Annotated in this window: 29 protein-coding genes and 1 tRNA gene; 20 read left to right on the top strand and 10 right to left on the bottom strand. The window is 40.2% G+C overall.

Going from position 1 to position 24,694, the window contains the following annotated elements; translation table 11 throughout:
* Positions 1-99: 99 nt before the first annotated feature.
* Genes cobB through PY04_RS06045 form a run of 8 tightly spaced genes read left to right on the top strand, consistent with a single transcriptional unit; the run spans position 100 to position 4,566 of the window.
* Positions 100-852: an NAD-dependent protein deacetylase gene (gene cobB, locus PY04_RS06080; protein WP_014734262.1), complete on the top strand. Its 753-nt coding sequence runs from the start codon at positions 100-102 to the stop codon at positions 850-852.
* Positions 849-1,454: a monovalent cation/H+ antiporter subunit E gene (locus PY04_RS06075; RefSeq protein ID WP_014734261.1), complete on the top strand. Its 606-nt coding sequence runs from the start codon at positions 849-851 to the stop codon at positions 1,452-1,454. The genes cobB and PY04_RS06075 overlap by 4 nt, the downstream gene beginning before the upstream one ends.
* Positions 1,430-1,702 carry a monovalent cation/H+ antiporter complex subunit F gene (locus tag PY04_RS06070; RefSeq protein WP_014734260.1) on the top strand — a complete coding sequence of 91 codons (273 nt, stop codon included), beginning with the start codon at positions 1,430-1,432 and terminating at the stop codon, positions 1,700-1,702. The genes PY04_RS06075 and PY04_RS06070 overlap by 25 nt, the downstream gene beginning before the upstream one ends.
* Complete coding sequence (gene mnhG / locus PY04_RS06065; RefSeq protein WP_048056050.1) at positions 1,695-2,009, top strand: monovalent cation/H(+) antiporter subunit G; 315 nt, start codon at positions 1,695-1,697, stop codon at positions 2,007-2,009. The genes PY04_RS06070 and mnhG overlap by 8 nt, the downstream gene beginning before the upstream one ends.
* Positions 1,990-2,448 (top strand): hydrogenase subunit MbhD domain-containing protein, encoded by a 459-nt coding sequence (locus PY04_RS06060; protein ID WP_014734258.1) that lies wholly within the window; start codon positions 1,990-1,992, stop codon positions 2,446-2,448. The genes mnhG and PY04_RS06060 overlap by 20 nt, the downstream gene beginning before the upstream one ends.
* A complete protein-coding gene (locus PY04_RS06055; RefSeq protein ID WP_048056049.1) occupies positions 2,445-2,828 on the top strand; it encodes an MnhB domain-containing protein in 384 nt (127 codons plus the stop codon). The genes PY04_RS06060 and PY04_RS06055 overlap by 4 nt, the downstream gene beginning before the upstream one ends.
* A gap of 2 nt (positions 2,829-2,830) precedes the next feature.
* Positions 2,831-3,103 (top strand): NADH-quinone oxidoreductase subunit K, encoded by a 273-nt coding sequence (locus tag PY04_RS06050; protein ID WP_014734256.1) that lies wholly within the window; start codon positions 2,831-2,833, stop codon positions 3,101-3,103.
* Complete coding sequence (locus tag PY04_RS06045) at positions 3,100-4,566, top strand: proton-conducting transporter membrane subunit (RefSeq protein ID WP_014734255.1); 1,467 nt, start codon at positions 3,100-3,102, stop codon at positions 4,564-4,566. The genes PY04_RS06050 and PY04_RS06045 overlap by 4 nt, the downstream gene beginning before the upstream one ends.
* 9 nt (positions 4,567-4,575) lie before the next feature.
* On the opposite strand, the gene PY04_RS06040 is transcribed toward PY04_RS06045, so the two are convergent.
* The 7 genes from PY04_RS06040 to PY04_RS06010 are packed head-to-tail and all read right to left on the bottom strand — an operon-like array spanning position 4,576 to position 10,514.
* Positions 4,576-4,782, bottom strand: a complete 207-nt coding sequence (locus tag PY04_RS06040; RefSeq protein WP_014734254.1) for a PCNA-inhibitor — start codon at positions 4,780-4,782, stop codon at positions 4,576-4,578.
* A 40-nt stretch (positions 4,783-4,822) separates the two neighbouring features.
* Positions 4,823-6,085, bottom strand: a complete 1,263-nt coding sequence (gene rbcL, locus PY04_RS06035) for a type III ribulose-bisphosphate carboxylase (protein WP_014734253.1) — start codon at positions 6,083-6,085, stop codon at positions 4,823-4,825.
* A 36-nt stretch (positions 6,086-6,121) separates the two neighbouring features.
* A complete protein-coding gene (locus PY04_RS06030; protein ID WP_014734252.1) occupies positions 6,122-7,279 on the bottom strand; it encodes a magnesium transporter in 1,158 nt (385 codons plus the stop codon).
* Positions 7,264-8,091, bottom strand: coding sequence for a radical SAM protein (locus PY04_RS06025; RefSeq protein ID WP_014734251.1), 828 nt, complete (start codon positions 8,089-8,091; stop codon positions 7,264-7,266). Before PY04_RS06025 ends, PY04_RS06030 begins: the two co-directional genes overlap by 16 nt.
* Complete coding sequence (gene mfnA / locus PY04_RS06020) at positions 8,088-9,236, bottom strand: tyrosine decarboxylase MfnA (protein WP_048056048.1); 1,149 nt, start codon at positions 9,234-9,236, stop codon at positions 8,088-8,090. Before mfnA ends, PY04_RS06025 begins: the two co-directional genes overlap by 4 nt.
* Positions 9,233-9,844, bottom strand: a complete 612-nt coding sequence (locus tag PY04_RS06015; protein ID WP_014734249.1) for a diacylglycerol/polyprenol kinase family protein — start codon at positions 9,842-9,844, stop codon at positions 9,233-9,235. The genes mfnA and PY04_RS06015 overlap by 4 nt, the downstream gene beginning before the upstream one ends.
* Positions 9,828-10,514: an HAD family hydrolase gene (locus tag PY04_RS06010; RefSeq protein ID WP_014734248.1), complete on the bottom strand. Its 687-nt coding sequence runs from the start codon at positions 10,512-10,514 to the stop codon at positions 9,828-9,830. The genes PY04_RS06015 and PY04_RS06010 overlap by 17 nt, the downstream gene beginning before the upstream one ends.
* Before the next feature lie 51 nt (positions 10,515-10,565).
* Here PY04_RS06010 and PY04_RS06005 point away from each other — a divergent pair, with 51 nt between their 5' ends.
* The 8 genes from PY04_RS06005 to rlmD all read left to right on the top strand — a co-directional run bounded on the left by PY04_RS06005 (position 10,566) and on the right by rlmD (position 20,339).
* Positions 10,566-10,814: a DUF131 domain-containing protein gene (locus tag PY04_RS06005; RefSeq protein WP_048056047.1), complete on the top strand. Its 249-nt coding sequence runs from the start codon at positions 10,566-10,568 to the stop codon at positions 10,812-10,814.
* Position 10,815: 1 nt separating this feature from the next.
* On the top strand, positions 10,816-11,988 hold the full coding sequence (locus PY04_RS06000) for a cation:proton antiporter (protein WP_014734246.1): 1,173 nt from the start codon (positions 10,816-10,818) through the stop codon (positions 11,986-11,988).
* Positions 11,989-12,022: 34 nt separating this feature from the next.
* Positions 12,023-13,696, top strand: a complete 1,674-nt coding sequence (locus PY04_RS05995) for an ATP-binding protein (RefSeq protein WP_014734245.1) — start codon at positions 12,023-12,025, stop codon at positions 13,694-13,696.
* 10 nt (positions 13,697-13,706) lie between these two features.
* Positions 13,707-14,984 (top strand): DNA double-strand break repair protein Mre11, encoded by a 1,278-nt coding sequence (gene mre11, locus PY04_RS05990; protein WP_014734244.1) that lies wholly within the window; start codon positions 13,707-13,709, stop codon positions 14,982-14,984.
* A 2-nt stretch (positions 14,985-14,986) separates the two neighbouring features.
* Positions 14,987-17,623, top strand: coding sequence for a DNA double-strand break repair ATPase Rad50 (gene rad50, locus PY04_RS05985; protein ID WP_014734243.1), 2,637 nt, complete (start codon positions 14,987-14,989; stop codon positions 17,621-17,623).
* Positions 17,623-18,972 (top strand): DNA double-strand break repair nuclease NurA, encoded by a 1,350-nt coding sequence (locus tag PY04_RS05980; RefSeq protein WP_048056046.1) that lies wholly within the window; start codon positions 17,623-17,625, stop codon positions 18,970-18,972. Before rad50 ends, PY04_RS05980 begins: the two co-directional genes overlap by 1 nt.
* A gap of 41 nt (positions 18,973-19,013) precedes the next feature.
* Positions 19,014-19,091, top strand: a tRNA-Gly gene (locus PY04_RS05975).
* Between the two features lie 21 nt (positions 19,092-19,112).
* The gene (rlmD, locus tag PY04_RS05970; RefSeq protein WP_014734241.1) at positions 19,113-20,339 is read left to right on the top strand and encodes a 23S rRNA (uracil(1939)-C(5))-methyltransferase RlmD; all 1,227 of its coding nucleotides are present in this window, start codon (positions 19,113-19,115) and stop codon (positions 20,337-20,339) included.
* Here the strand turns inward: rlmD and PY04_RS05965 are convergent.
* Positions 20,325-20,714 (bottom strand): PaaI family thioesterase, encoded by a 390-nt coding sequence (locus tag PY04_RS05965; RefSeq protein WP_014734240.1) that lies wholly within the window; start codon positions 20,712-20,714, stop codon positions 20,325-20,327. The two genes, rlmD and PY04_RS05965, sit on opposite strands and share 15 nt — an antisense overlap.
* A 58-nt stretch (positions 20,715-20,772) precedes the next feature.
* Between PY04_RS05965 and PY04_RS05960 the strand changes: the two genes are divergently transcribed.
* From PY04_RS05960 to hflX, 4 genes are read left to right on the top strand one after another with little or no spacing between them, the layout of a single operon-like run.
* Complete coding sequence (locus tag PY04_RS05960) at positions 20,773-21,189, top strand: DUF2240 family protein (RefSeq protein ID WP_014734239.1); 417 nt, start codon at positions 20,773-20,775, stop codon at positions 21,187-21,189.
* A 3-nt stretch (positions 21,190-21,192) separates the two neighbouring features.
* A complete protein-coding gene (locus PY04_RS05955; protein WP_014734238.1) occupies positions 21,193-21,828 on the top strand; it encodes a class I SAM-dependent methyltransferase in 636 nt (211 codons plus the stop codon).
* Between the two features lie 2 nt (positions 21,829-21,830).
* The gene (locus PY04_RS05950; protein WP_048056045.1) at positions 21,831-22,118 is read left to right on the top strand and encodes a DUF3216 domain-containing protein; all 288 of its coding nucleotides are present in this window, start codon (positions 21,831-21,833) and stop codon (positions 22,116-22,118) included.
* A gap of 31 nt (positions 22,119-22,149) precedes the next feature.
* Entirely contained in the window at positions 22,150-23,421 is a 1,272-nt protein-coding gene (gene hflX, locus PY04_RS05945; protein WP_014734237.1) for a GTPase HflX, read from the top strand.
* Here hflX and PY04_RS05940 read toward each other — a convergent pair.
* Positions 23,413-24,366, bottom strand: a complete 954-nt coding sequence (locus PY04_RS05940; protein ID WP_014734236.1) for an inorganic phosphate transporter — start codon at positions 24,364-24,366, stop codon at positions 23,413-23,415. The genes hflX and PY04_RS05940 overlap by 9 nt on opposite strands.
* A gap of 81 nt (positions 24,367-24,447) precedes the next feature.
* Complete coding sequence (locus PY04_RS05935; protein ID WP_014734235.1) at positions 24,448-24,651, bottom strand: hypothetical protein; 204 nt, start codon at positions 24,649-24,651, stop codon at positions 24,448-24,450.
* Positions 24,652-24,694 lie beyond the last annotated feature (43 nt).

Raw genomic sequence — 24,694 nt, 5'->3', positions numbered from 1 at the left:
CATCCCTCAACCTCCCTCAACACATCAATTGTTAAGTTATAAAAGTGTTGAGGGCAGATCAGAAACAGTTTTTAATGACCATTGTCTAGATAGTATTCGATGATAGCCGAGGTAGCTGGAGTTCTTGCATCTTCCAAGAGTGCCATAGCATTTACTGGTGCAGGGATAAGTGCGGAGAGTGGAGTCCCAACATTTAGAGGAAGAGATGGGCTATGGAAGAGATATCGACCTGAGGAGCTTGCTACTCCAGAAGCTTTTAGAACAAATCCAAAGCTCGTTTGGGAATTCTATAAGTGGAGAATCAAGAAAATACTCGAGGCAAAGCCAAATCCAGCTCATTACTCGCTAGTAGAGTTGGAAAAAATGGGGATCTTGAAGGCTGTTATAACTCAGAATGTTGATGACCTTCATAGAGAAGCTGGCACCAAAAACTTACTTGAATTACATGGAAATATTTTCAGGGTTAGATGTACATCCTGTAATTATAAGGAGTACTTGAAAGAAAGTGGTAGAATAGAGGAAGTCTTGCAAGAGGATATTCCAAGGTGTCCAAAATGTGGTGCCTATTTAAGACCAGATGTTGTTTGGTTTGGAGAACCTCTTCCTGAAGAAGTTCTCTCTAAAGCATTCAAGCTAGCCGAGACAGCGGATGTAGTGATAGTCGTCGGAACAAGTGGAGTAGTATATCCAGCAGCCTACATCCCATATATTGTAAAGGAGAACAATGGAACTGTAATTGAAATTAATGTTCAAGAGTCTGGAATAACACCGATAGCGGATTTCTTCTTAAGAGGGAAAGCTGGGGTAATACTTCCAAAACTTGTTGATGAAGTGAGGAGGATTATTGAATGACAAGGATTCACCTCTATTTAAGGAAGAGGCTTGAAGAGGTTAGAGAAAGGTACCTATATGAGATATATGAGAGACAGAAATTACCTGTGTGGGAGAGAATAGTGCTAACTTGGATTATTCTATTTGTGTTTTGGCTTGGCATATCAGGGGATTTTAGTTTGAGGGGTTTTCTTCTTGGAATGATAACTACTGGGATTATATCAACATATATGAAAGACTTTCTAACTGATGATATTCGACACTCAAAACATCTGGCTTGGAAGGTTCTGTATTTTGCTTTCATTTATCTCCCTCAGTATTTAATAATAATGGCTTTCAGGCTGCTTGAGAGTAACTTAAAGGTAGCTAAACATGCTATATTAATGGACATAAATCCGGGGATTATAAGGATAAAGACAGACCTTCACTCCAATACAGGGGTTACTATACTGGCGAACTCAATTACCCTAACTCCAGGAACACTAACCTTGGACGTTGTGAAAAAATTAGACGGAACATATCTCTATGTTCATTGGATAGACGTTGAAACTTTAAACGTTGAAAAAGCTGGGGAAATAATTAAGGGGGATATAGAAGAATGGCTCAAGAAAGTATTCTGGTAGCTGGCATAGGAGTTCTGTTAATAACTGCTCTAATGGCAACTTACAGGGTTATTGTTGGACCAAGCTTAGCTGACAGGGTAGTTGGGCTTAATACTGTAACGACCAAGGTAGTTGGAATAATAGCAATATTGGCAGTGCTGTGGAGGGAATGGTACTTAATTGACGCTGCTATAGTCCTTTTAATGGTAAACTCCGTAAGTGGATTAATACTTGCCAAATATATGGAAAGGAGGGGAAAAAGTGATTGAGATAATCCCTTTATTTTTTGGATATTCGATAATGTTTTTTGGATCATTAGGCGTGATTAGATTTCCAGACGTCTATACTAGGCTTCACGCGGCAACGAAGTGTGATACTGGCGGAATAATGGGCATTGTTTTTGGTTTGATTCTTATGAATTACGTCCCAAATATTGTAAAAGCTAAGCTCTTATTTCTTCTTGTCCTCATTGCCCTGATAAATCCAATGATAAGCCATGCAATAGCTCGAGGAGCATATAAAATGGGAGTAAAACCAGAGGTTAGGGTGGACATGTATGCTTGGGATAATCCTTGAGATAACGATCATCTGGCTGGCATTATTTGTAGTGTTTCACAAGGATTTTCTGGCTTCGCTTATTTTGTATGGGTTAGTGGGTCTTGTCTTTGTTCTTCTTCTCTTGATGTATAAGGCTCCAGACGTTGCCCTTTCGGGAATTGTGGTTGGAGCTCTGATAACAGGGCTTTTTATATTTGCCCATGAGAAACTTAACGAAAATGTTGAGCTTTCTCTATTAAAAGGATTCACAGTATTACCACTTCTATTTGCCTTAGCGACAAACAGTATGGGAATTTCATCAGAAACTTATAGGGCGTATCTATCTGTCTGGAGTATGGGGAATTTAGTCACAGAAATACTCGCAGGATGGAGACTTTATGACAGCATTGGAGAAGCTTTCATCTTATTTGCAGCGGCATTGGGATTTAGCATAGCCTTGCGGAGGGGAAGGAGGTGAGGATGAGCATAGTTGCAAGAACGACTACAAAGCTCATAAGTCCATTTTTAGTCACATATGCAGCTTACCTTATTCTCTATAGTTCAGTTTCTCCAGGAGGAGGATTTCAAGCTGGAGTTATACTTGGAGTTGCTATAATCCTTCTAATAACATCTCATGGGTACAAGAGGGTGAGAAAAAGATTCAAGAAGAAACTTGTTAGCGGACTTGAAGGATTTTCAGGAGTTATAATATCGTTAATTCTTGGGATAGCAATTATACTTACCCCTCTTCCATCCGAGAGCATAACCCTACCGTTTAATATTTTTGTAGGGATAAAGGTGGGTTCAGCATTTACTCTGATATTTTATTCCCTTACAGCGTTTATGGAGAGGGACTGAGTATGATAGGGATAATTCTCATTGCAATTGGATTACTAGGGATCATCGTGAATAAGTCCCGACTAAAACAGGTGCTATCACTTAATGTAATGGCTCTGGGGGTTGTACTATTCCTAATCAGGACAGGTTCCTTAATGGGGAGTGAACCTCCACTCAAGGGTTTTATTAGACCCGTTGATCCTCTACCTGCCGTTTTAATGTTGACTACCTTAGTAGTTGATGTGGCAGTCACTGGTTTGGCTTTGGGTCTTCTCATAGGAGGGAGTGAAGAATGAACGCATCTTTGCTCTCCTTAGTTCCTTTGGTATTCTCTGCGTTAATATATATAGTTGGAGCCCTAAAAATCGAAGGGAGCTTAAGAGCTAGGTTTAGACTTCCTTTGACACTTGAAATTAAAGTCCTGTATCTTTTGGGAGTTTTTATTCCAATGATAATATTTCCCAAAGCAGAAGGGGGAGTTGTAGGAGGTTATCCCAGAATCCTGGGAATTGAAGTTGGGATTGATAAAGTTTCAACAGTTTTTCTATTGGCAGAGTTTTCTGTATTCGGAGCTTCTTCTTTGTATCTAATAACCAAAGCAACGAATTGGAAGGAGCTTTCCTTACTTTTAACTATGCACTCGGGTTTAATAGGTGCCTTTATTTCAAAGGATTTCTTCAACTTTTATGTCTTTATGGAGCTTGCTACTGTTTCCTCAATTGGCTTAATAGCCCTCTCAAGGGATAAAGAAAGTAGAAAAGCTGCGTTCAAATATTTAATGTTATCTATGGTGGCTTCATATCTCCTAATAGTAGCTCTGGGGATGATATATTTTGAAACGGGGTATCTTAATGTTGAGCTAGCTGCAAGTAAGGGAGTTAAAAACACCCTTCCAATAAAGGTAGCAGCTCTCGCTCTTATAGTAAAGGCGGGAATATTTCCTTTCCATGTATGGCTACCTGATGCACACTCAAAGGCAGAAACCCATATTAGTGCGATTCTTTCAGGAATCTCAGTAAAAGCTCCTATATATGGACTGTTGCTAATCTCTACCTTGGGAGATTTGTCTTTTCTCAAGGCATTCGCACTATCTTCCATGGTGTTTGGAGTTATAATGGCAATAATGCAGAGGAATGCAAAAAGATTGCTTGCCTATCATACCGTGAGCCAGATGGGGTACGTTCTACTGGCCGTTTCAAATTCATCAATCTTTGGAGCTGCTATATATTCTTTGGCTCATGCTCTCTTTAAGTCCGGCCTGTTTCTTGGAGTTGGGTCTATAGTGGACGTACGAAAAAAGAAGGAGTTAGAGTTCCTCGGATGTAGGGATAGACCGCTCCTTTTATTAGTAATAGCCACACTAAGCCTTGCCATAGCCGGGCTTGGCGTCACAATTGGTGGTGTTGCAAAGGGGATGATTGGGAAGGACATTATCGATAAAGTGTTCATATATGGAGTATCCCTGGGAACTGCAACATCTTTCTCAAAGCTGAATTACTACCTTTGGAGGGGGTATGGAGTTGAGCCGAGGAGTTCTTCCATACTCCCATCGGCAATTCAGGCTCTCCTAGTTACACTAACTGGATTGCTTTTAGGAGGTAAGCCAAGCGTGAGTGATCTCCTTATAATTGGAGGCATAGCAATATTTTTCCTGATAAAAGATATTCTACCAAAGAAAGACAAGTTGTTAAGCCTGGAGATTGGTGATGCAGTTGCTATTTTCTCTCTGGTGCTATCTTTTGTAATATTCTTTGTATGACAGTAAATTCTACACTTCTTCGATCTTTTTTCTTGCTATTCTCTTTGATCCAATCCTTAAATTTTTGAAAAAGTTTATGTGCTCCTCTGGCAAAAATTCATCTAAGTTCGTTGATTTCAGTTTCTTTCTGGATTTCTTGCTGTCTGAATTATTACTTTTGTTGTTATTTCGTTTCTTAGGCCCTAATTCAAAGAAGTCATCGAGCTTTCTGTCCATGAGGGAAAATAAGAGGGAAAGTGGTTAAAGTAATTTTCGCTCACTTTGGCTTAAGATAACCCCACTTATCCAGGGCTTTTCTCAGCTCTGGACTAGATTTCGCTTTCTCTTCTAGGTCTATTCCATCTACTGCAGCCTCAATAGCATCTCTGAGAGCCTTAGCACCTGCTTTAGGGCCATCCGGATGTCCCATAACTCCTCCTCCAGCCTGAATAACGAGGTCTTTTCCAAACAGCCTTATCAATTCAGGCATCAGTCCAGGATGAAGCCCTCCACTAGCGACGGGGAATACGGGCCTTATATGCTCCCATCTGCTTAGGAGGAAGTCGTTTATCCTTTTTATTTCCTCGTAATCGCCGGCCATTTTCCCTACGGCAGTTCCCGTATGTATCTGATCCACTCCAATCATTCTGGCGGCTTTTGCCAACGCAAGCATTGTAATGCCATGCTTCGGATTCCTAGTGAATGCAGCATGCATAGCCCTGTGAGCATGTATTGCTAGGCCAAGATCCTCTGTAACTTCCCTCATATATTGCAGAGCACTCCATCCAGCCACTACAATGTCTATCATGACGTACTGGCCTCCCTCATTGGCCACCATCTCTGCCCTTTTCTCCATGACGTTAACTGGACCTGTTATGTTTATTAGGTACTCCTTAGTTTCTCCTGTTTCAGCTTCCACTCTATCTCTCACTCTGTAGAGCTTTCTCACTCTCTCTTCAAACCTATTAAATGGAAAGCTCGTGAAGTTTTCATCATCCTTTAGAAGGTCTATTCCACCGCTCCAGAGTTCATAAGCTATTTCGGCATATTCTTCAACACTCCATCCCATTTTCGGTTTTGGAACGGTTGCCGTGAGTGGCCTATCATGAACTCCCATGAATTCTCTAATTCCATTGACTCCATATTGCGGGCCTCTGAAGTGCCTCAGGTACTCATAAGGGGGATGAAAGTCTAGGAGCCTCAAGTTCTTTATGGCTTTCATACCAAATATGTTGCCTGCTATGGCACTAAAAAGCTGAACCAAGCTTCCTTCTTCAAAAAGAGTTAATGGATATGCGATTTTCGCTATATATCCATCCCCTTTCTTTTCTAAGTAAAATACCTTCGCCATACTTCTCTTTGCCATTTCGGGCATTTTCCATAGAGTTGTCCATGTCCCTATAGAACTTTCACTTGCTATTCTTCCAGCGGCCTCTTCTGGTGAAACCCCGTTTGGTTCAAAATAGTATTCAACTATAAGCTCGTCTCTACCTGGGGAATACTCCAAATCAACAAAATCAAGATACCACTCCACTTTCATTTAGGACACCAACTATCTCTAGGGCATGGATACTAATTAGATTATCGCGACAATAAAGAGAGTTGAAATTATATCCGAGAGTGTCGTTATCGTGGGAACGGTTACGTTATCTGGATCAAGTCCCATCTTTTCAAAGCTTCTTGTTAGGAAGTATGCAAGGAACATTACGCCCATGGCAACCAACGGATATGAAAGTATAAATCTAAAGTATATCTCTCCTGGTTGTTTTGTTGTGAATGTGAAGAGATATTTTCCTACAATGCTCATTAGCATTGCAAGAGGTAGGCTCAAGCCTGAGTATACTACAATCTCAATGAGCGTCTTTAGATCAAGTAATCCCTCAATCTCTCCGAGATGAACTCTTGTGGATGTCTTTGAGCCAATTATAGAGCCAATATTTCCCAAACTCGCTAGGACTACTGGGTACATTATTGTGAATACGGTTCCTTGGATTCTCGAACTGTATGTCTGGAGAAGTGAACCAGTTATACTTGAAATCATTGCCAGAGCTCCTATCACTCCGAGGATCTCCCTTATCAGGTCAAGATCTTCCCTGCTGTATCTAACATTAATACCAACGACTGTGGATAAGAAGATACCCAGGAGAGATAACACCAAAAATATTGGCTTGTCGTGCTCATAGATATAAAGAAACGTGACTAAGAGAGGGATGGTGATTAGGTCTGCAGTTGCTGTTACGAGGGGAACTGCTATGGCATCTGGGTCTATTCCCTTTTTAAATGGAATTATCGTGGCCCCTGCTGTGGTGTATGCTAGGATTAAGGTTGCGAATAAGGTAGATGTTACAACAACAGCCAGGGAAGCAAGGGCGTGATCTCGAATTTTAAGAGCTCCTATTGTCCAAAGGATAAACAAAGGAATCATCGAGAGAATTATTGAGAGTATAACATTCTTCCTGACATTTTTATCTTTTAAACTTGGCTCCATTTCACCTAAGTGGAGCATTGTTGTGAATCTTGAAGCTAAAGCCCCGAAGATATTCCCCCTCAGTCCCATTAATCCTGGAAGAATTACAAGCAACACGGCATACTTCATTAAATCCTCAAAGTACTTCCCCATGAAAATCCCTGCAAAAAAATCAATGAACATGGCAAAAACTAACCCAGGAAGTGAGACTAGAGCAGCCTCCTTTATTATCTCAGCGAGCTCCTCTCTAGTTACATCACGCAACATTCATAGTACACCTCTACATCTCTAATCGTCTTTGCCCATTCGATGACCTTTCTTGGGGGATTGGTTATTCTGTCAACACCTAGCAATATAGCCCCCCTATCGAATTCCTCCCTCCACTTTCCAAATGGTCTCATGCATCCTATGCTTAGCTCCCCGTTGAACTTTTCTCTTGCATATTTTACAACTTCAAGGGCTTTTTCTACGGGCACTTTAGGCACGCTTTCCATTTCAGTTCCTGGAGTCGGAATTAATACATCAAGGACGAGAACCTTGATTGGGTACTTTATAAGCATGTCTATTGCTTTGAACTCCCAATGTATTTTACCGAAATCTAGACCAATCGTTATATGAGGAGCAACGGCTATACCATTGGATGTCAGAATGTCAAGAATCATTAGGTAGTCTTTTACTGTTTTGTTTATCTTATAAACCCTCTTTATTACCTCATCATCTCCCACAAAATCCAGAGATACAACATCCACGTATTTAAGCCACTCTAGATCACTCTCGTCAATAAATCCTACATGAACGTTAAGCTTTAGGTTTGTTCTCTCCTTAATCTTTTTTATCTCCTCTTTGTACCTATCTAGGGGGACTTTGAGTCTGTGGTCCATTCCTCCGCTTAAAAGACATCCTATATACCCCTCTTTCTCCATTTCCAAGCACTTTTCAAATATGTTCCTTTTTGTTACCTTCATCATTCCTTCTAGATAGTGCCTTCCACAATGGGCACAGTTCAAAAAGCAATAATTCCCAGTAACCGATATCGAAGGAAACTTAATACCTGGGATGTAGATTTTTAGTTTTCTCATAAAACTCCCCTCAGGTCTTTTAAGAACATTTCAAGCATGCTTTTTGTCACGTGGGGCATAAAAACTATCCTTATGTATCCTCTATGAGCACTTATCCCCCATCCTTTTGCCTTGAGTGCCCTTTCAACTCTTGAAAGGTTTTTAGTTTTAAAAGACACTATGTTCAGTACAGGCTCTCTCACAAGCCATGCATTTTGCATTTTTTTAATTTCTCCCGCAAACCACCTCGATAATTCCATTGCTCTTCTGACTATCTCCTTATATCCCTCAAACCCTAGGTGTCTTATCAAGGCCCAAACTGCGAGAACGCTTGCTCCCGGTCTTGTTCCAGTAATAGTCGCTTGCCAAACTTTTCCACCAGCTAGATAAGGGGCCAGCACACTTATTGCTTTTAGATACTTCTTCCTTCTGAATACTATTCCCCCAGCCGGAATTGGAGCCATCCCCATTTTATGGGGATCTATCGTTATACTTTCTACTCCCTTTAGTTTGAAATCGAAGTCTGGAATGTCATATCCCAAGGCTTTGGCAAAGGGGATAACAAAGCCTCCAAAAGCTGCGTCGACATGTAAGGGTATTCCATATTCTCTTGCTAAATCACTTAGAGCGGGAATGTCATCAACAACTCCAAGTCCTGTAGTTCCGGCTATCCCAACTATCCCTATTGTGTTGTCACTTATTTTGGCCTCAACATCCCTTACATCTACGGTGTAATCCGGGTTCAACTCTGCCCAAATAAGCTTAACTCCGAGCATCTCCCCAGCTTTTATAAAGGAGAAATGAGCACTTTTCGGAAGTATTAGCTCAGGCCTCTCAGAGTCGGAGAGATTTCTAAATGCCCTTACAGCGAGTATGTTTGCTTCAGTTCCTCCAGATACTATATGCCCATAGCCTTTCTCAAGATGTAGGAGATCAGAGAGCATCTCAATTACTTCTTTCTCTATTCTTCTTGTCCCAGGATGAAGGCCAGGGTCTCCGAGATTTCTATCTATGTATCTACAAAACACTTCAATGGCCAAAGGATGTGGCATGGTGCACATTGATCCGAGTATCCTATCTGAGGAGAATGATAGGTCAATTGATGTTATATTTTCGAGCATTTCTAGCACTTCTTCCCTTGGGCGTCCTTCTCTAGGAAACTTCACCCTCTCACCCCCGCAAGATAAAGGGCTATAGCTATAGCGAGCTGGTTTGAAAAATTATCATCAGGGGGCAACTCATAAAGTTCTGCAAGTGTCCCCACAAGAGAACCCAAGACGGCCATTTTAATCCCGATTAGGGGTGTTAAAATTGCCAAACCAGTTAAAAAGTATGCTAAGCTTCCTTCAATGCTCTTTCCATTTTTAAACCTATGCCTTCCGAAGGGCTTCCCTATGATTGCGGCCATGGCATCTCCTAGCGTTGCCACGGCTATGCTACCTATAGCAACCTCCTTTGGAAAGAAAAAGACTATCAACAAGGCTGCTATTGTAAAGTATATATGGGCTCCAATGTTTCTTTTTTCATGCTCTCTTGTTATGCTGTCGATTTCTTTTTCAAGTCTTTCAACAACGCCATTTGGAAGACCAAGTTTTTTCTTAACTTTGTTTCTAAGATCCTCTACAATCCTGAAAGGTTCAAGGAGTATAAATATTACTAGGAATGTAGTGACAAAGATCAGTGCAATCTCTTTCCCGAAGAGGAGATATACAAGAGGAACAGAAAGTCCCGTCATGTGGAGAGCCTTTCTTTTAATTTCAAGCTTTAAGCTCATTTTTTATCACCTCTAAAGCTTCAAAAAGATCATTAACTACATAATCGGCATATTTAGCCCTTCTACCCTTGAAGTATCCCCTTCTCACAAGTATCGTCGTTGCATGTATAGCCTTTCCGCCTTTCATGTCAGTTTCGTCTCTATCCCCTATAACAAAAACTGGTTCTTCCTTGGGAAACTTCTTCCTTGCCAAGAAGAAGTTGTAAGGTTCATGCTTACTGTGTCCTGTCTCTCCACTTATTATCACCTCATCAAAGAATCTCTGAATTCCAAGAACCTCGAGCTTTCTTCTCTGCCATGTAGATGAAGAATCTGTAACCAAAACTAACTTTGCGTTCATAGCTCTAAGACTACTCAGAAATGGAAGAACATCGGGATACAATTTTAAATTTGCAAAAAATGTCCTATCAAAGAGATTAGTCATCTCTTCTAGTTCTTCCCTCTCAACATTCTTGTAAATTTTCTGCAAAATCTTATCAAACATTTCCTCAAAGTCCATTAAATGGAACTCTCTCAATTCCTCGAGTTCCCGATACCTTTGGGTTATTATATATGCAAAAAGCCTAAACTTTCTTAGCCTTAGCATTGTGGGGATTAACCTGATAACAGCTATTCTAGCAGCATCCCATGTGTTGCAAAGAGTATCATCAAGGTCAATTATCACGAGCATCGAGAGGTATGAAGAGACAAACTATTATAAAGCCTCCTCTAACTTCCTACCATGAGGGGAGAGCTCTTAATAATGGTTGGCATAGCAATGATAATAATAGGCTTCATGCTTGTTTTCCTTGGTACAATAATCATGAGCTTTAGCCACCCCTCCGAAAGCGACGTTGAAGCTGGAGGGGTTATTATGATAGGACCAATTCCAATAGTCTTTGGAACAAAGAAGGGGGCAACTTTGGCGATGATACTTGCAATAGTACTAATGGCTCTCTGGGTAATCCTGGCCCTACTAAGGAGGGCATGAGATGAGCTACATTCTCCACCTATCGATTCTTCTCGTTGTGGCGAAAATACTCGAGTGGGTATTTGAGAAAAAAGATATTCATCCAATAATAGCTCACATACTTACAGGAATACTTCTTGGCCCTTTCGTTCTGGGAATCGTTGAGCCAACTGAAGATCTAAGGGTTTTGAGTGAGTTTGGGCTTTTAATGATGATGCTGTATATGGGACTAACGAGCAATTTCTCTGCTATAGCCCAAAACAAGTTAAAGGCTACTGTAGTTGCATCTCTTGGGGTGGCTTTTTCCTTTATCTTGGGATTCTTAACTGTGTATCTTTTTGGTAAAGGAGTTACAGCAGCCCTATTCGTTGGAATAACGCTAGGAAATACCGCAATTGAAGTTACAAGTGGTGTTCTGGTAAGGGAGAGGGTCAAGAGAGAGGTTTCATCTGTCCTCATGGGTGCGGCATTTGCTGATGATATAATTGCAGTTTACCTCATAGGTCTGTTGACTGGGTTGACTCAGGGAGAGTTTTCATTGATTCCCATGCTCATTTTGACGTTCAAGATAGTGGTATTTATCCTGGGAGTTCTCCTTTTATCTGAGTTCGTATTTAAACGCTCAAAACGATTTTATCAAGTGATTAAAGACCTTCACATATTTTTCACATTTACAATAGTTCTAACATTTGCTCTTGCTGTTATAGCAGAAAATATAGGACTCAATCAAATAATTGGAGCATATTTGGCGGGACTAACAATAAGTAGACTTAGAGAAAGAAAAGATCCGCTGATAATAAGTAGAATAAAGCTTAATGAACTAATAAATGACCTTGAAATAGTGCTTACAGAGTTTTTCATTCCCTTGTTCTTTATATTCGTTGGTCTAATGTTTAATCCAGAAATTTCTGAAATCAGTATACCAATGATAATGACGCTATATGCTTCCGCCGTGTTAGGAAAGCTCATTGGATGTGGTCTTGGAATGAAAGTCTTTGGAAATTCTTGGAGGGATGCAATTCTTGTTGGGATAGGAATGGGAGGAAGAGGAAGTCTCGAATTGGCAATATTGAAGTTTGGTCTTGAGAGCGGTTTAATAGACGAAGGCCTTTTTGCAATGATAGTCATTGTTTCAATGCTTACAGCTCTCACAACCCCTATATTCTTTAGACATGCCGTTAGAAAACTTTCTTAAGGGTAGTCATTAATAATGTGTTTGGGGTTGGAATATGGCGAGAAGAGAGGAGATTCCAATATCAGAGGATCCCCTGGGTATAGTAAGAGGAGAGGCAAGCTATGCAACATTTGAATTCTCTGTTAACCCTGATGCTGAAATCTCATTTGGTGAGTTCGTTGTAACAAAGAACAGAGCTGGCGAGCTTGTTCTTGGAATCGTGAGGGGCGTAGAAAATGTTAATTGGCTTCTGACAAGTGCAAAAAGCAATTTTAATTCTCTCAGTTTAGATATCCAAGAATATGGAGAGAGCTTAGCTGAAAATGAGGAGATAGTTGCGACGGTTAAGATTTTGGGGAAGGTAGCAAACGGCGAACTCCAACCAAATAGGGTTCCAATTAGGAATGGAGAAGTAGTCTATAGGGCTCCAGATGAAATACTGAAAACCATTTATGAGCCAGAGGGAGCAAGTATAGAAATTGGAACGTTATTATTGAGGCCAAACGTTCCAATAAAGCTAAACGTAAATGAGCTTGTTTTGAGGCATTTTGCTGTTCTTGCTGTTACCGGAGCTGGAAAAAGCAATGCAGTTGCCGTAATGCTTAAGGGAATTGTTGAAGATATAGGAGGGACAGTAGTTGTCCTCGATCCCCACGGTGACTATGTGAATCTGCGACTACCCGATACGGGAGATAAAAAAGTTAACATAATTGAGGCTAGGATAAAAATTGACGAGTTGGACTCTGAGGAGTTGGCAAATCTTCTAGAGGTTCATCCAAATGCTTCAATTCAGAGAGAGTTCTTAGCAAGAGCTTGGGAAACAGTGAAAAGGGAAAATAAAGAAGTTGGAGGCGCTGCTCTTTTAGAAATGCTTGAAATAAAGTTGCAGGATTGGATAAGAAAAAGATCAATAACTTATTGGGATGAGAAAAAAGAAAGATACGTTACCGAACAATTAAAAAGCGAAAGAACCGAGACCGTGAGAGGGCTAATATTCAGGATAAGAAGATTCCTTAGAAATTATGGCGAGTTTGTTACAAGTGAGGATCTACTAGCCTCAATAAAGCCAGGAATGGTCAACGTCATAGACCTTGGACCACTAGATGAAGTTCAGATGAAGGTAATTGTTGGTAAATTCCTCCAAGAGGTTTTTGAGAACAGGGTTGGGTATGAAAAAGCGAGAAAGAATCTCTCAAGAACTGGAAACAAGGAGTACAAGAAAATTATGGAAGATATCGAGAAAAGATATCCAGCTCTTGCATATCCAATTCTCATAATAGTTGAGGAAGCCCATATCTTTGCTCCCCAGGGGGAGCACAATGAAACGGCCAGGATAATGGGTAGAATCGCAAGAGAAGGAAGAAAGTTTGGAGTTGGCCTAGGGGTGGTATCCCAAAGACCTAGCAAGCTTAACGAGGACATATTGAGCCAGATGAACACTAAGATAATTCTGAGGATAATCAATCCAAGAGATCAGAGGTACGTTCTTGAAGCTAGTGAACAGATCAGTAGCGATTTAATGGAAGACATCGCTGGCCTCGGAAAAGGTGAAGCGGTGATAGTAGGTCAGGCAGTAAAGCTTCCCGCTCTTGTTAGGATATATAACTTCAAGGAACTTGAAGGTAAAGCAGGAAAGGGCCAGTATGGAGGAGAGGACATTAGCATTGTGGAGAGATGGGAAGAAATGAATTCTTCGAATTATGAACCTGATTATGAGATAGATTTCTAGAGGTGGAATCATGAAGTTTGCCCATATGGCGGATGTTCATCTTGGTTATGAGCAGTTTGGTAGACCTAAGAGGATGGACGAGTTTGCTGAAACATTTAGGAGAGCCGTTGAGAAGAGTGTTGAAGAGAAAGTAGAATTTGTCATAATTGCAGGAGACCTCTTTAATACAAGCCGACCTTCTCCCGGAACTATAAAGCAAGCAATAAGGATACTTCAAATTCTAAAAGATAATGATATTCCAGTTTTCGCAATAGAGGGGAATCACGACAGAACCCAGAGAGGACCGTCAATTCTTAATCTCCTGGAAGATCTTGGCTTACTTAACGTTTTGGGATTAAGAAAGGAAAAATTTGAGAATGAATATATAACGAGTAGAAACGTCGGAGATCAGTGGCTCTCTTATGGAGAATGTTGTGGAATTGAGATCTTTGGAATGAAGTATATGACGGGAGCATGGTTTGAGGCAAATTTGGAAAAATTCAAAAGAATATTCTCGGGTACAGGGAATTCAATTCTAGTTCTCCATCAGGGAATAAGAGAAATTGAGGACAGCGTTATGTACTCTTCAGCTGCGAGTGAACTTTCCCTATCAGATTTACCTCGCGGTCACGCTTACTATGCACTGGGCCATATTCATAAGAGATATGAAACTACCTATGAAAAATCTCCTGTAGTATACCCTGGATCACTGGAGAGATGGGATTTTGGGGATTTTGAAGTTAGGTACATTTGGGATGGAGTAAAGTTCAAGAGAATAGAAGGGTGGGATAAAGGATTTTATATAGTTGAGAACTTCAAGCCTAAGTTCATCCCCTTGAAAGTGAGGCCCTTCATAGATATCCATATCAAAGGTTCTGAGTCTGAGATAAAGAAAGCGATTAGGGGTTATACTCCACCAATTCCAAAAGAGGCCTATGTGAGAATAGTGATAAAGTGGAGAAGGCCGTTTGATGTTGACTGGATCAAGGACTTTATAAAGTCAGAACTTGTGAGAATCCATACTGAAACAGAGGCAAGCGAGGATAAAGTTGTTGCTAGAACAAAACTTGAAAACTATTTCACAGAAGTTGAGAAAGAAATAATAGAGCTACTGAGTGAAAATGACATCGAGAATCTAGAACTCGTGATATCTCTTCTCTCGGGAGAGTATAAGAAAGAAACCCAAAAAGAGGCTGGCTTTTCTGTTGTCAAGACAACAGAGAATGGAGAGAAAAATAAAGCTAAGAAAAAATTAAAACAACTACCAAAGAAGCGTGGGGATCTATTGGCCTGGATTAGAGGTGAGTAAGGATGAAAATAGAAAGAGTCATTGTTCACAACTTTCGCTCTCATAAAGATACTGAAGTAAAGTTCGAAAATGGAATAAACCTTATAATTGGGCAAAATGGGTCAGGGAAAAGTTCCCTCTTAGATGCAATTTTAGTAGGCTTATACTGGCCAATTAGGGGTAGAATCGGCCTTAGAAAAGAAGAATTCACAAGGGATGGGAGCAGAGGAGCTAGAATTGAAATTGAGTTTGAACATGACGGAACAAAGTATAGGGTTGTAAGGGACTTTGCCAGGGACGTATCTTTTATAAAAAGGCTAGAAAGCGGGACTTGGAAACATGCAAGTGAACCTACCTCTTTAGCTGTTAGATCTTTCATGGAGAGGATAATTCCCTTTGACGTTTTCGTTAATGCAGTCTACGTGAGACAAGGAGAAATAGATGCAATACTAGAGAGCGATGAGGCCAGAGGAAAGCTGGTCAGAGAGATACTTAACATAGAGAAATATGAGAGAGCCCTAGACAATTTAGGTAGAGTAATTCGAGATATTAAAAGAAGAAGAGAGGAAAAGAAGAAATTCGTTACAAGATATGAGGGAATTGAAGAAAAAATTAGAGATTTTGAGAAGAAGCTCGTTGATGTAATCAAAGAAATAAAAGAAGTCAATAAAGAACTCCCTGATGCCAAGAGAAAAGTTGAGGAGATAAAGGAGGAGCTAAAGGAACTTGAGAAAATAAGAGACAGAATAAATGAGCTGGAGAAAATCTTAGCTAGCCTAGAATCAAAAAAAGCGAGGTTTGAAGAAAGGATAGAAAACCTAGAAAGAAGCATTGAAGAAAAAAGAAAGAGAATTGGAGAACTAAAAAAGGAGGTAGAAAAACTTCCAGAGCTCGAGAAGGAGGAGTACGAGTTTAGGAAACTGAAAGGTTTCAGGGACAAATATATCAGGGAGAGACATGAGCTAGAGAAGAAACTCCTCAGTATTCAGAATCAAATAACTCAAATCGAAGAGAAGATACAAGAATTAGAGAACAAGGAAGAGGAACTCAAAAAACTTAAAGAGGAAGAAAAAGAACTTCGTAATACTCTTGAAATGCTGGAAAAGTATGCAAAGAAATTTGAAGATGTTGAAGCGATTTTAGGGCAAATTAAAAGGTTAAAGGACAAGCTGGAAGGTAAAAAACCTGAAGAAATTTACATAAGGATAAATGAGCTAGTTGAGAAAAAGAAAAAGCTCGAAGAAGAGTTATCTCAAGTTAGAAGGGAGATTGGAGAGCTTTCACAAAAGAGAAAGGATAGGGAGAAAGCAATAGCAGAGTTAAAAAGGGCCAGAGGAAAGTGTCCAGTTTGTGGAAGGGAACTAACTGAAGAGCACAAGAAATCCCTCATTGAAAAATACTCAAAAGAGATAGTGGAGATAGAAAGAAGATACATAGAGATAAAGGAACAAGAAAAGAAACTGAGTGATGAAATATCTAGAGCTGATATCCAGCTCAGAAAATTCTCAAAACTTGAGGGAATTGCCAGACAGTTGCAGGAGCTTGAGGAGAAAATAAAGGATGTAAATATAGAGGAGCTCAAAGAAAAGAAGAGAGAATACGAAGATACAAAGAGGGAACTAAATAAACTCCTCGGAATAATTCACCAGCTTGAAACAGATGTAAAAGCGTTAGAGGATTACAAGAAAAGGTTAAATGACTTAAAAGAAAAGGAAAAGGTAATAACAAGACTGCTTAATGAATTAGATAATAATTTACAGTCTCTAGGCTTCTCGTCCATTGAGGAACTAGATGCGAGGATAAGAGAGCTGGAAAACATTCACAATGAGTACGTTAGGATTAAAGAAGCAAACGCCGAGCTTAAAATGTTGGAAAACCAGGTCAACTTGGAAAGAAAAGAGCTAGACGATACATTTGAAAAACTTGCGGAAGTCGAAGATCAAATCGAAGATGTCAACAAAGAACTAAGAGAACTAAAGGAAAAATACGACCCTGAATTGCATGAGAGGAGGCAAGAGGACATAATTGAAGCAGAGAAAAGACTGAGTGAGCTCAAGGCCAGACTCGGGGAGCTTGAGAAGAGGGAAGCTGACCTAAGGGAATCAATTGAGGAAATGAAAAAACAAAGGGATGAAGTCGAGAGAGCTAAAGAAGAGATAAAAAGACTAGAAAGAGCCCTAAGGAACGCAGAGGAGCTTAAAAACAAGATAAAAGAGTATATGGCCTTAATTAGAGAAGATGCTTTAAAGAGAATAGGTGAGATAGCAAGTGAAATATTCTCAGAATTCACAGATGGAAAGTACTCTGAAGTTGTGGTAGAAGCTGAAGAAAAGAAAGTTAAGCTCTATGTCGTATATGATGGAAAAAGGAGACCTCTAACATTCTTGAGTGGTGGTGAGAAGATAGCCCTCGGACTAGCTTTCAGACTTGCAATGTCTATGTATCTAACGGGAAGAATGAGCTTGCTGATATTAGACGAACCAACCCCCTATTTAGATGATGAGAGAAGAAGAAAACTCGTTGAAATAATGGAGAGGCATTTAAGGAAAATATCTCAGGTAATAATAGTGTCTCACGATGAGGAGCTTAAAGATGCCGCAGATTACGTGATAAGAATAAACCTCGAGAACGGTGCCTCCAAAGTGGAGGTGGTGTCCTAATGGCGATTTCTCGTGAGAGCTTGGAAAGAATTGGGAGTATTCTAATGAAAAATTTCCAGGAAACGCTAAACCAGGTGGATTTAAACAAAATAATGTCTCTTTGGAAACCCTTACCCCCAGAAAAGCCCTCAAAGGTTTATGCAGTTGATGGTAGCAGGGCTACGTCGAGGCTTAGTGGAACGATAATTTACTTTCTCTCCTCCTACGCAGTGGGGAGTGGGAAATCATACAGGCTAAATTACGCAAATGCAATGCAATACAACTACGACATCTCTGATCAGCTTATAAGAATGCAGATGGAAACCCTTGAAAACATGCTTGGATATCTAGCAGGTGAGAAGTTAAACGGTAAAGAGAAACTAATTCTAATGGACGGAACATTAACAGGCTCGATAATAAGGCCGCCCGTTTATCCAAAGGATATCCAAAGTATAGAGACGGTAAGATATATTCTTGGGGAGGATAACTTTGAAGAGCTAATCTTAGAGTTTCTTACTAAGTTGAAATCACACTATTCAAGGGTAAGTGATGCACTCAAAGGGAAAAAAGAGCATAGTGCTCCTATTCTAGCTGACGAGTTCGCTGAAGAATTTAGGAGTAAATACTTAGATAATATGCTTTTGGGATATTTAAACGAAAAAATAGAGGTAAAACTTCCAAGATCTCTTGTAAAAAGGGAAGGTATACCACTGAGTGTTTTGAGAGAGGCCGCAGAGGAAGGAAAGAGTGCCTTGGAGGTATTAAAGGATTTTGAAGAAGACAGGTTAAAAGTCAAGGTCAGCAGAGATGATATAGAAGACGCCATTCACGTTATTCTAGCATATGTTGAATACCTATATTCCCTCGACAAGCTCCTAACTCACAAGAACGTTGTTTATATTGCAAAAAGCTTTTACACTAAAAAATTAGCATCTGAATTAGGCCTGCCAATCGTCGACACGGCGTTGTTGGATGCCGTCATGAGGAAGGCTCTTGGAGTGGAAGAGAAAGGATACTTGGAATTCACTGAACCAATCACACCATCTCATACGATTCCCGAGTATCTGCTCAAACATTTCAGAAACATAGAGAATCTCGTGAAAAAAGGTATCTACATGGCATATGTCAGGTTTGAGAGGGGCGATGTAATTTATATGGTTCAGTCAAAAAGGAACATAAGTGACGTTCTTCCACTAATTCTCGCCCATAAGGCTGGGGGTTATATAAGACCGCTCCAACTAGCCCACCATGGAGTCAAGATAAGCTACAAAGAAGCCAGAACGAACCTTGATATATTAGTAAATTCTTTAAGAAGTAAAGAGCCTGCGTTGAAAGTTTTTGTAAAATATGGAAGGGCCCCCTTAGAATGATAAAGTTTTTAAAGACCCATTTATTCCTAAACTTTGGAAGTGCGGTGGTAGTCTAGCCTGGTCTAGGACGCCGGCCTCCCAAGCCGGCGACCCGGGTTCAAATCCCGGCCACCGCACCACAATTTTTGAGGGATTAAAAGATGGTAACAATTAAGAAACTTAATGACGATGGATTTGGTGTTGTGGGCAGAGTTCTTGTGCCATTTTCTGCTCCTGGGGATGAAGTTCTAATAGAAAACGTAGATAAAAGGAAAAAGACAAGGATAGCAACTAAATGGAAGCTCTTAAGATCTTCTCCTATTAGAGTAGGGGCGAGATGTAAAGTATTTGGAAAATGTGGAGGTTGTACTCTCCAGCATTTAGATTACTCATATCAGATTACGTTCAAAGAAGAAAAACTTGAAAAAATTCTTGGTATATCAGTAAAGGTCATTCCTTCTCCAAGAATCTTCGGTCATAGAAATAGAATTGATCTGGCTGTAACAGTGGAGGGGATTGGGTTTAGAGAGAGAGGAAAATGGTGGAAAGTAGTAGATATAGACGAGTGCCCCGTTTTTGGCAAGACTTCCAAGAAAGCTATAAAAAGGCTTAGAGAGTTCATAGAAGAGGAGAACATTTCCGTATGGAACATAAGGCAGGACTCTGGATTTATGAGATATATGGTTCTTAGAGAAGGTAAGTTTACTGGAGAAGTCATGGTGAACCTGGTAACCAAGGAAGGGACATTACCGAATCCTCAAGGGTATTTCGATTTTGCAACCTCCATATACTGGAGCATAAACAGAAGTAAAAGTGACGTATCCTATGGAGATGTAGAAAGGTTTTGGGGAAAAGAGTATATAATGGAAGAGCTTGATGGTGTTAAATATTTGATTCATCCAAATTCATTCTTTCAGACAAACAGCTATCAGGCTGTCAACTTAGTTAAGTTTGTAGCCAGTTATGTGGAAGGGGATAGGATTCTTGATATGTACGCTGGGGTAGGAACGTTTGGGATATATATAGCAAAGAAAGGAGCTAAAGTTACAGGATTCGATTCAAATGAATTCGCGATTGAGATGGCGAGGAAAAACTCTGCTTTGAACAACGTTGATGCAGAATTCTTTGTGGGGACAGATAGAGATGTTGAGATTTCCGGATATGATACCGTTATAGTTGACCCGCCACGGGCAGGGCTTCATCCAAAGCTAATAAAGAGGCTTAACGAGAGAGGGCCTGAGTATATTGTATATGTCTCCTGCAATCCAAAGACATTTCATCAAAACATCGTTGAATTAAATAATTATAGAATTGAAGAAATAATTGGACTTGACATGTTCCCTCACACTCCGCATGTTGAGCTTGTTGCCAAGCTAAGGAGACTCTAAAACATGTTTCTCCAGGACATAACAATGGAACGTTCCTTCTAAGACTACTTCATCCCCTCTATACACTTTGACATCAACTATTTTCTTCCTTCCCAAGTCTTCAGAAACTTTTGCCTTTGCAAGTAATTTATCCCCAACTCTTACGGGTTTTGTGAATCTTACCTCTGCCTTTCCAAGGACAACTGTTGGCTCATTCACGGCAAGCATTGCGGCATAATCTGCTAATCCAAACGTGAATCCGCCATGAACAAGACCAAATTCATCAACTTTCATTTCCTCTGTGGTTATAAGCTCTACTTCCGCGTATCCCGGCTCTATCCTTACTGGTTTTCCAACAAGTCTTTCGGATGTTAATTTATGTGTTCTCTGCTCCATTTCGTTCACCAAAAGTAGATAAAGCTTTTGAGCTTAAAAAAGGAAATGTATCTTGGGGATGGCTTTGGGAAAGTATAAGCCCCTCCTCGATGCTGTCAAGCTTAAGGGTGGCGAGGTGTTTGCAACTAAGAGCGAAATTATCGGAATACTCGCATACAACTTAGGTGAGCTCACCGTGTCTGAAGCTAAAAAGTTAATAGAAGATGCTATGGAAGAAGGAATAATTGAGGAAACCCCTGATGGGTTAATTGTTCACGTTGATTTGATCCAAGACGAAGAGCAAAAGAAGGATATATTGGGTGAAATGGTCGAATACATAGCAAAGAATTTGGGAATTAGTGAAATAGAAGTACTTGAAGAGATAGAGAAACTTAGAAACAGGTACGGTAATCTTGATAAGAGAATTCTCGCTTATCTCTATGGACTTGAAAAAGGTCTTGACATGGCCAGGTTTAAAGACGAGCTGGAGGGTTAAATAATGCCGAAAGTTGAACCTTTTGAGAAGCATAGGGACAGGTATGAAATGTGGTTTGAGAGAAACTGGCATGCTTATCAAAGTGAACTCAACGCTGTAAAGGCTGTTCTTCCAGATAACGAATGCATTGAGGTTGGGGTCGGAACTGGTAGGTTTGCAGCTCCTCTTGGGATAAAGGTTGGGGTTGAGCCTTCAAGAAGAATGGCAGAAATTGCAGAAAAGAGGGGAATAAAGGTAATTCCAGGAGTAGCTGAAGATCTGCCTTTTGAAGATAACTCTGTAGAGTGTATTTTAATGGTAACGACTATATGCTTTGTTGATGATCCTGAAAAAGCGCTTAAGGAGATTCACAGAGTTTTAAAACCGGGAGGGTTTGTAATAATAGGATTTGTTGATAAGGAAAGCCCAATAGGTAGGGAATATGAGAGGAAAAAGGACAAAAGCGTCTTCTACAAAGATGCAAACTTCTTTTCAACTGAGGAACTCATCAAACTTTTGGAGAGAGTTGGATTCAAAATCGACAAGGTCGTTCAAACACTCTTTCACAGGCTCGAAGAAATTAAAGAGATTGAGCCAGTAAAAGAAGGGTGGGGAGAAGGGAGCTTTGTGGTTATCAGGGCTATAAAGGAGGTTAGGTAAGAATGGATTTAGTTGAAGAAGTCAAAAAATTGTGTAAAGAATTAAACGAAAATTCCCTAGTAGAGGCGATAGATAGGTTCATCCTCCTCAACAAGGGTATTGAAAAAACAAGAGGAGAGCATTTTGCTAAGGCTGGGATTTATGGATTTCTTGAAGGCATACTAACTACCCTCAAGCTCAAGTACAATAATCCGAAAGTTAATTCGCTTTTAGAGATTGTTAGAGAGGCTAGATCCAGAGAGGAGGTATATTTACGAAAAGCTAAACCTCCAATAGCAGAAGGCCAATAGATTATAAACCTCACATATAAAGCTTATCATGATGAGAGCAATTGGGGTAATTAGAAAGTCAAGGCGAGAGAGGGTGAGTAGGGAGGAGTTTGAAGAACTGTTAAAGAGTGCGGGGTACGAAGTTCTTGCAATAGTTGAGCAGGTTAGAGAAGAGCACCCGAGATACAACATAGGGCCAGGAAAACTTGAAGAAATAAAGAGACTCGTGAAGGAGCTTAATCCTGATAAGGTTGTTTTTGCTAACAAGCTCACCCCCTCACAGGCTTATAATCTGTGGAAAGAACTTAGAGTAGACATAATAGATAAGTGGCAGCTTGTCTTGGAGATATTTGAAAAGAGAGCCCACTCAAAGGAAGCAAAGTTGCAAGTTGAGCTAGCGAATTTGCAGTATGAACTACCTTTAGTCAAGGAGGCAATTAGAAGGATAAAGATGGGTGATAGAGCGGGATTCAAAGGAATGGGTGAGTATCAGGTTCATCAATACTTCAAACACATCCGATATAGAATGGGGAAGATAAGGGAAGAGCTTGAGAAAATACGAGCTGAAAGAGAAATTAGGAGGAAAAAAAGAGAAGAAGAGGGATTTGTGTTAATAGCCCTTGCAGGTTATACAAATGCTGGAAAATCAACGCTCTTAAATGCTCTGACTGGTGAGAGTATAGATGCTAAGAATCAGATGTTTACGACCCTAGACACAACGACGAGAAGGTTCAAAGTTAGAGGAAAGACAATGTTGATAACTGATACTGTTGGTTTTATTGATGATCTTCCTCCTTTCATAGTTGAAGCCTTTCACTCTACTCTTGAAGAGATCGTAAAGGCAGATGTGATAATCCTAGTTCTCGATGCTAGTGAACCTTGGCCAGAAATTAGAAGAAAGTTCTTTGCTTCTCTTGATGTGTTAAGGGAACTTAAGGCACTAGATAGGCCAATGATAGTTGCTCTAAATAAGATGGATCTTACGAATCGAGAAGATATAGAGAAAAAAGCAATCCTACTTAGAGAACTCGTTGATGGTAGGGCAAATATCGTTGAGATTGTGAAGATTTCGGCAAAAACTAAAACGCTTAATGAGCTGTATAATGCCATTGAAAGGGCTATAGAGTACTTACCAAAGTTTCAGAGATTTGAGATTAAAGTCACAGATCCAGGGAAAGTTGGAAAGGTCTTGGCTATGATACATGCAATGGGAGAGCTTCTAGATGTTGAATTCCAGGAGGAAACCAAAATTAAAGCCTACATTCAGACGGGTCTCATTAAGGAGCTAACAAAGTTAGGTGTTGAGGTGAGGAGGCTAGGATAGCATTCCCACATAGAAGAACAACATTGCCACGATGTAAGCTAGGATTATCCCGATTATCGGCGTTGCGATCCACCCTAGAACTACTTCGGCTATCGTTTTTTTCTTCACTTTCTCGCCAACTGCAAGACCTGCGCCAACTATACCCCCAATTATGGCTTGGCTTGAGCTTACTGGAAAGCCCAGATAATTTGCAAGACTTACTGAAATTGCAGAGCCAAATTGTGCAGAAAACGCCGTTAATGGTCCCAAAGCGGTGATTTTCTTTCCAACCGTATACATCACGGCGTAACTGAATGTTAGGCTCCCAATAGCTAAGCTAATTGCTCCGAATATTCCTGCTTTTTGAGGATCCATGACTCCAGCACCTACAAGTGGCCCTACTGCGTTTGCTACTTCGTTTGCTCCAAAGTTAAATGCCATATAAGAGCCCCCAGCTATCGCCATCCATTTATATAGGAGTTCAATCGTCCTTACACTCTTAATTCGTCTGAATATCCTCGAATATAGATTGTACAATAAAAATCCAAGGAGACCCGCTAGTAGAGGCGAGATAATCCAAGCAGAAACTACTTTTTCAAAAACTCCCCAATTTATTGGCTTATTTAGGGCTAATCCAACCCCAACAACGCTTCCAATTATCGACTGGGTGGTTGAAACTGGGAGGCCCTTTATAGTAGCTATCGTGACCCATGTTCCTGCGGCTAGCATTATTATGAGTACCATTTCAGGAGTTAGATTTGAGATTATTCCCTCTCCAACGGTTTTCATGACCTTATATCCCTGAAAATATGCTCCCAAAAGTGTAAATATTGCGATAGTTAGTGTTGCTTGTCTAAAGCTTAAAACTCCTGAACCAACTGCGGTTCCCATGGCATTTGCTGAATCATTAGCCCCAATGTTCCACGCTATGTAAAAGGTCATCGCTAGTAAGACAATGCCAATCATTGCTATCACCTATATATTCTATATAGCATATTTAGACAACATTAAGAAAAGGCAAAAAAGAGTTAATAAATTTTGAGGCAACTAGCTCCCATAATCCTCGAGAGTTTTTGCCCTAACTGTGATTTCACTCTTATATGAAATTTCAACAAGACCATCATCTTCAAGTTGCTTTAATGTTTGGAGAAGCCTTGGCATAGAAGTCTCAAGCTCAGAACTCAACTTCTTTAAACTCACGGCCTTCTTCTTTGTGGCCAAAATTTTATACACAAACTCCTTGGAATGCATGCAGAACACCAAATAATAAATTGAAGCGGAGGTTAATTAATAT

Origin of the sequence: Pyrococcus sp. ST04 (assembly GCF_000263735.1) — an archaeon.
Lineage (GTDB): Archaea > Methanobacteriota_B > Thermococci > Thermococcales > Thermococcaceae > Pyrococcus.
This window is presented reverse-complemented; position numbering and strand designations above follow the sequence as displayed.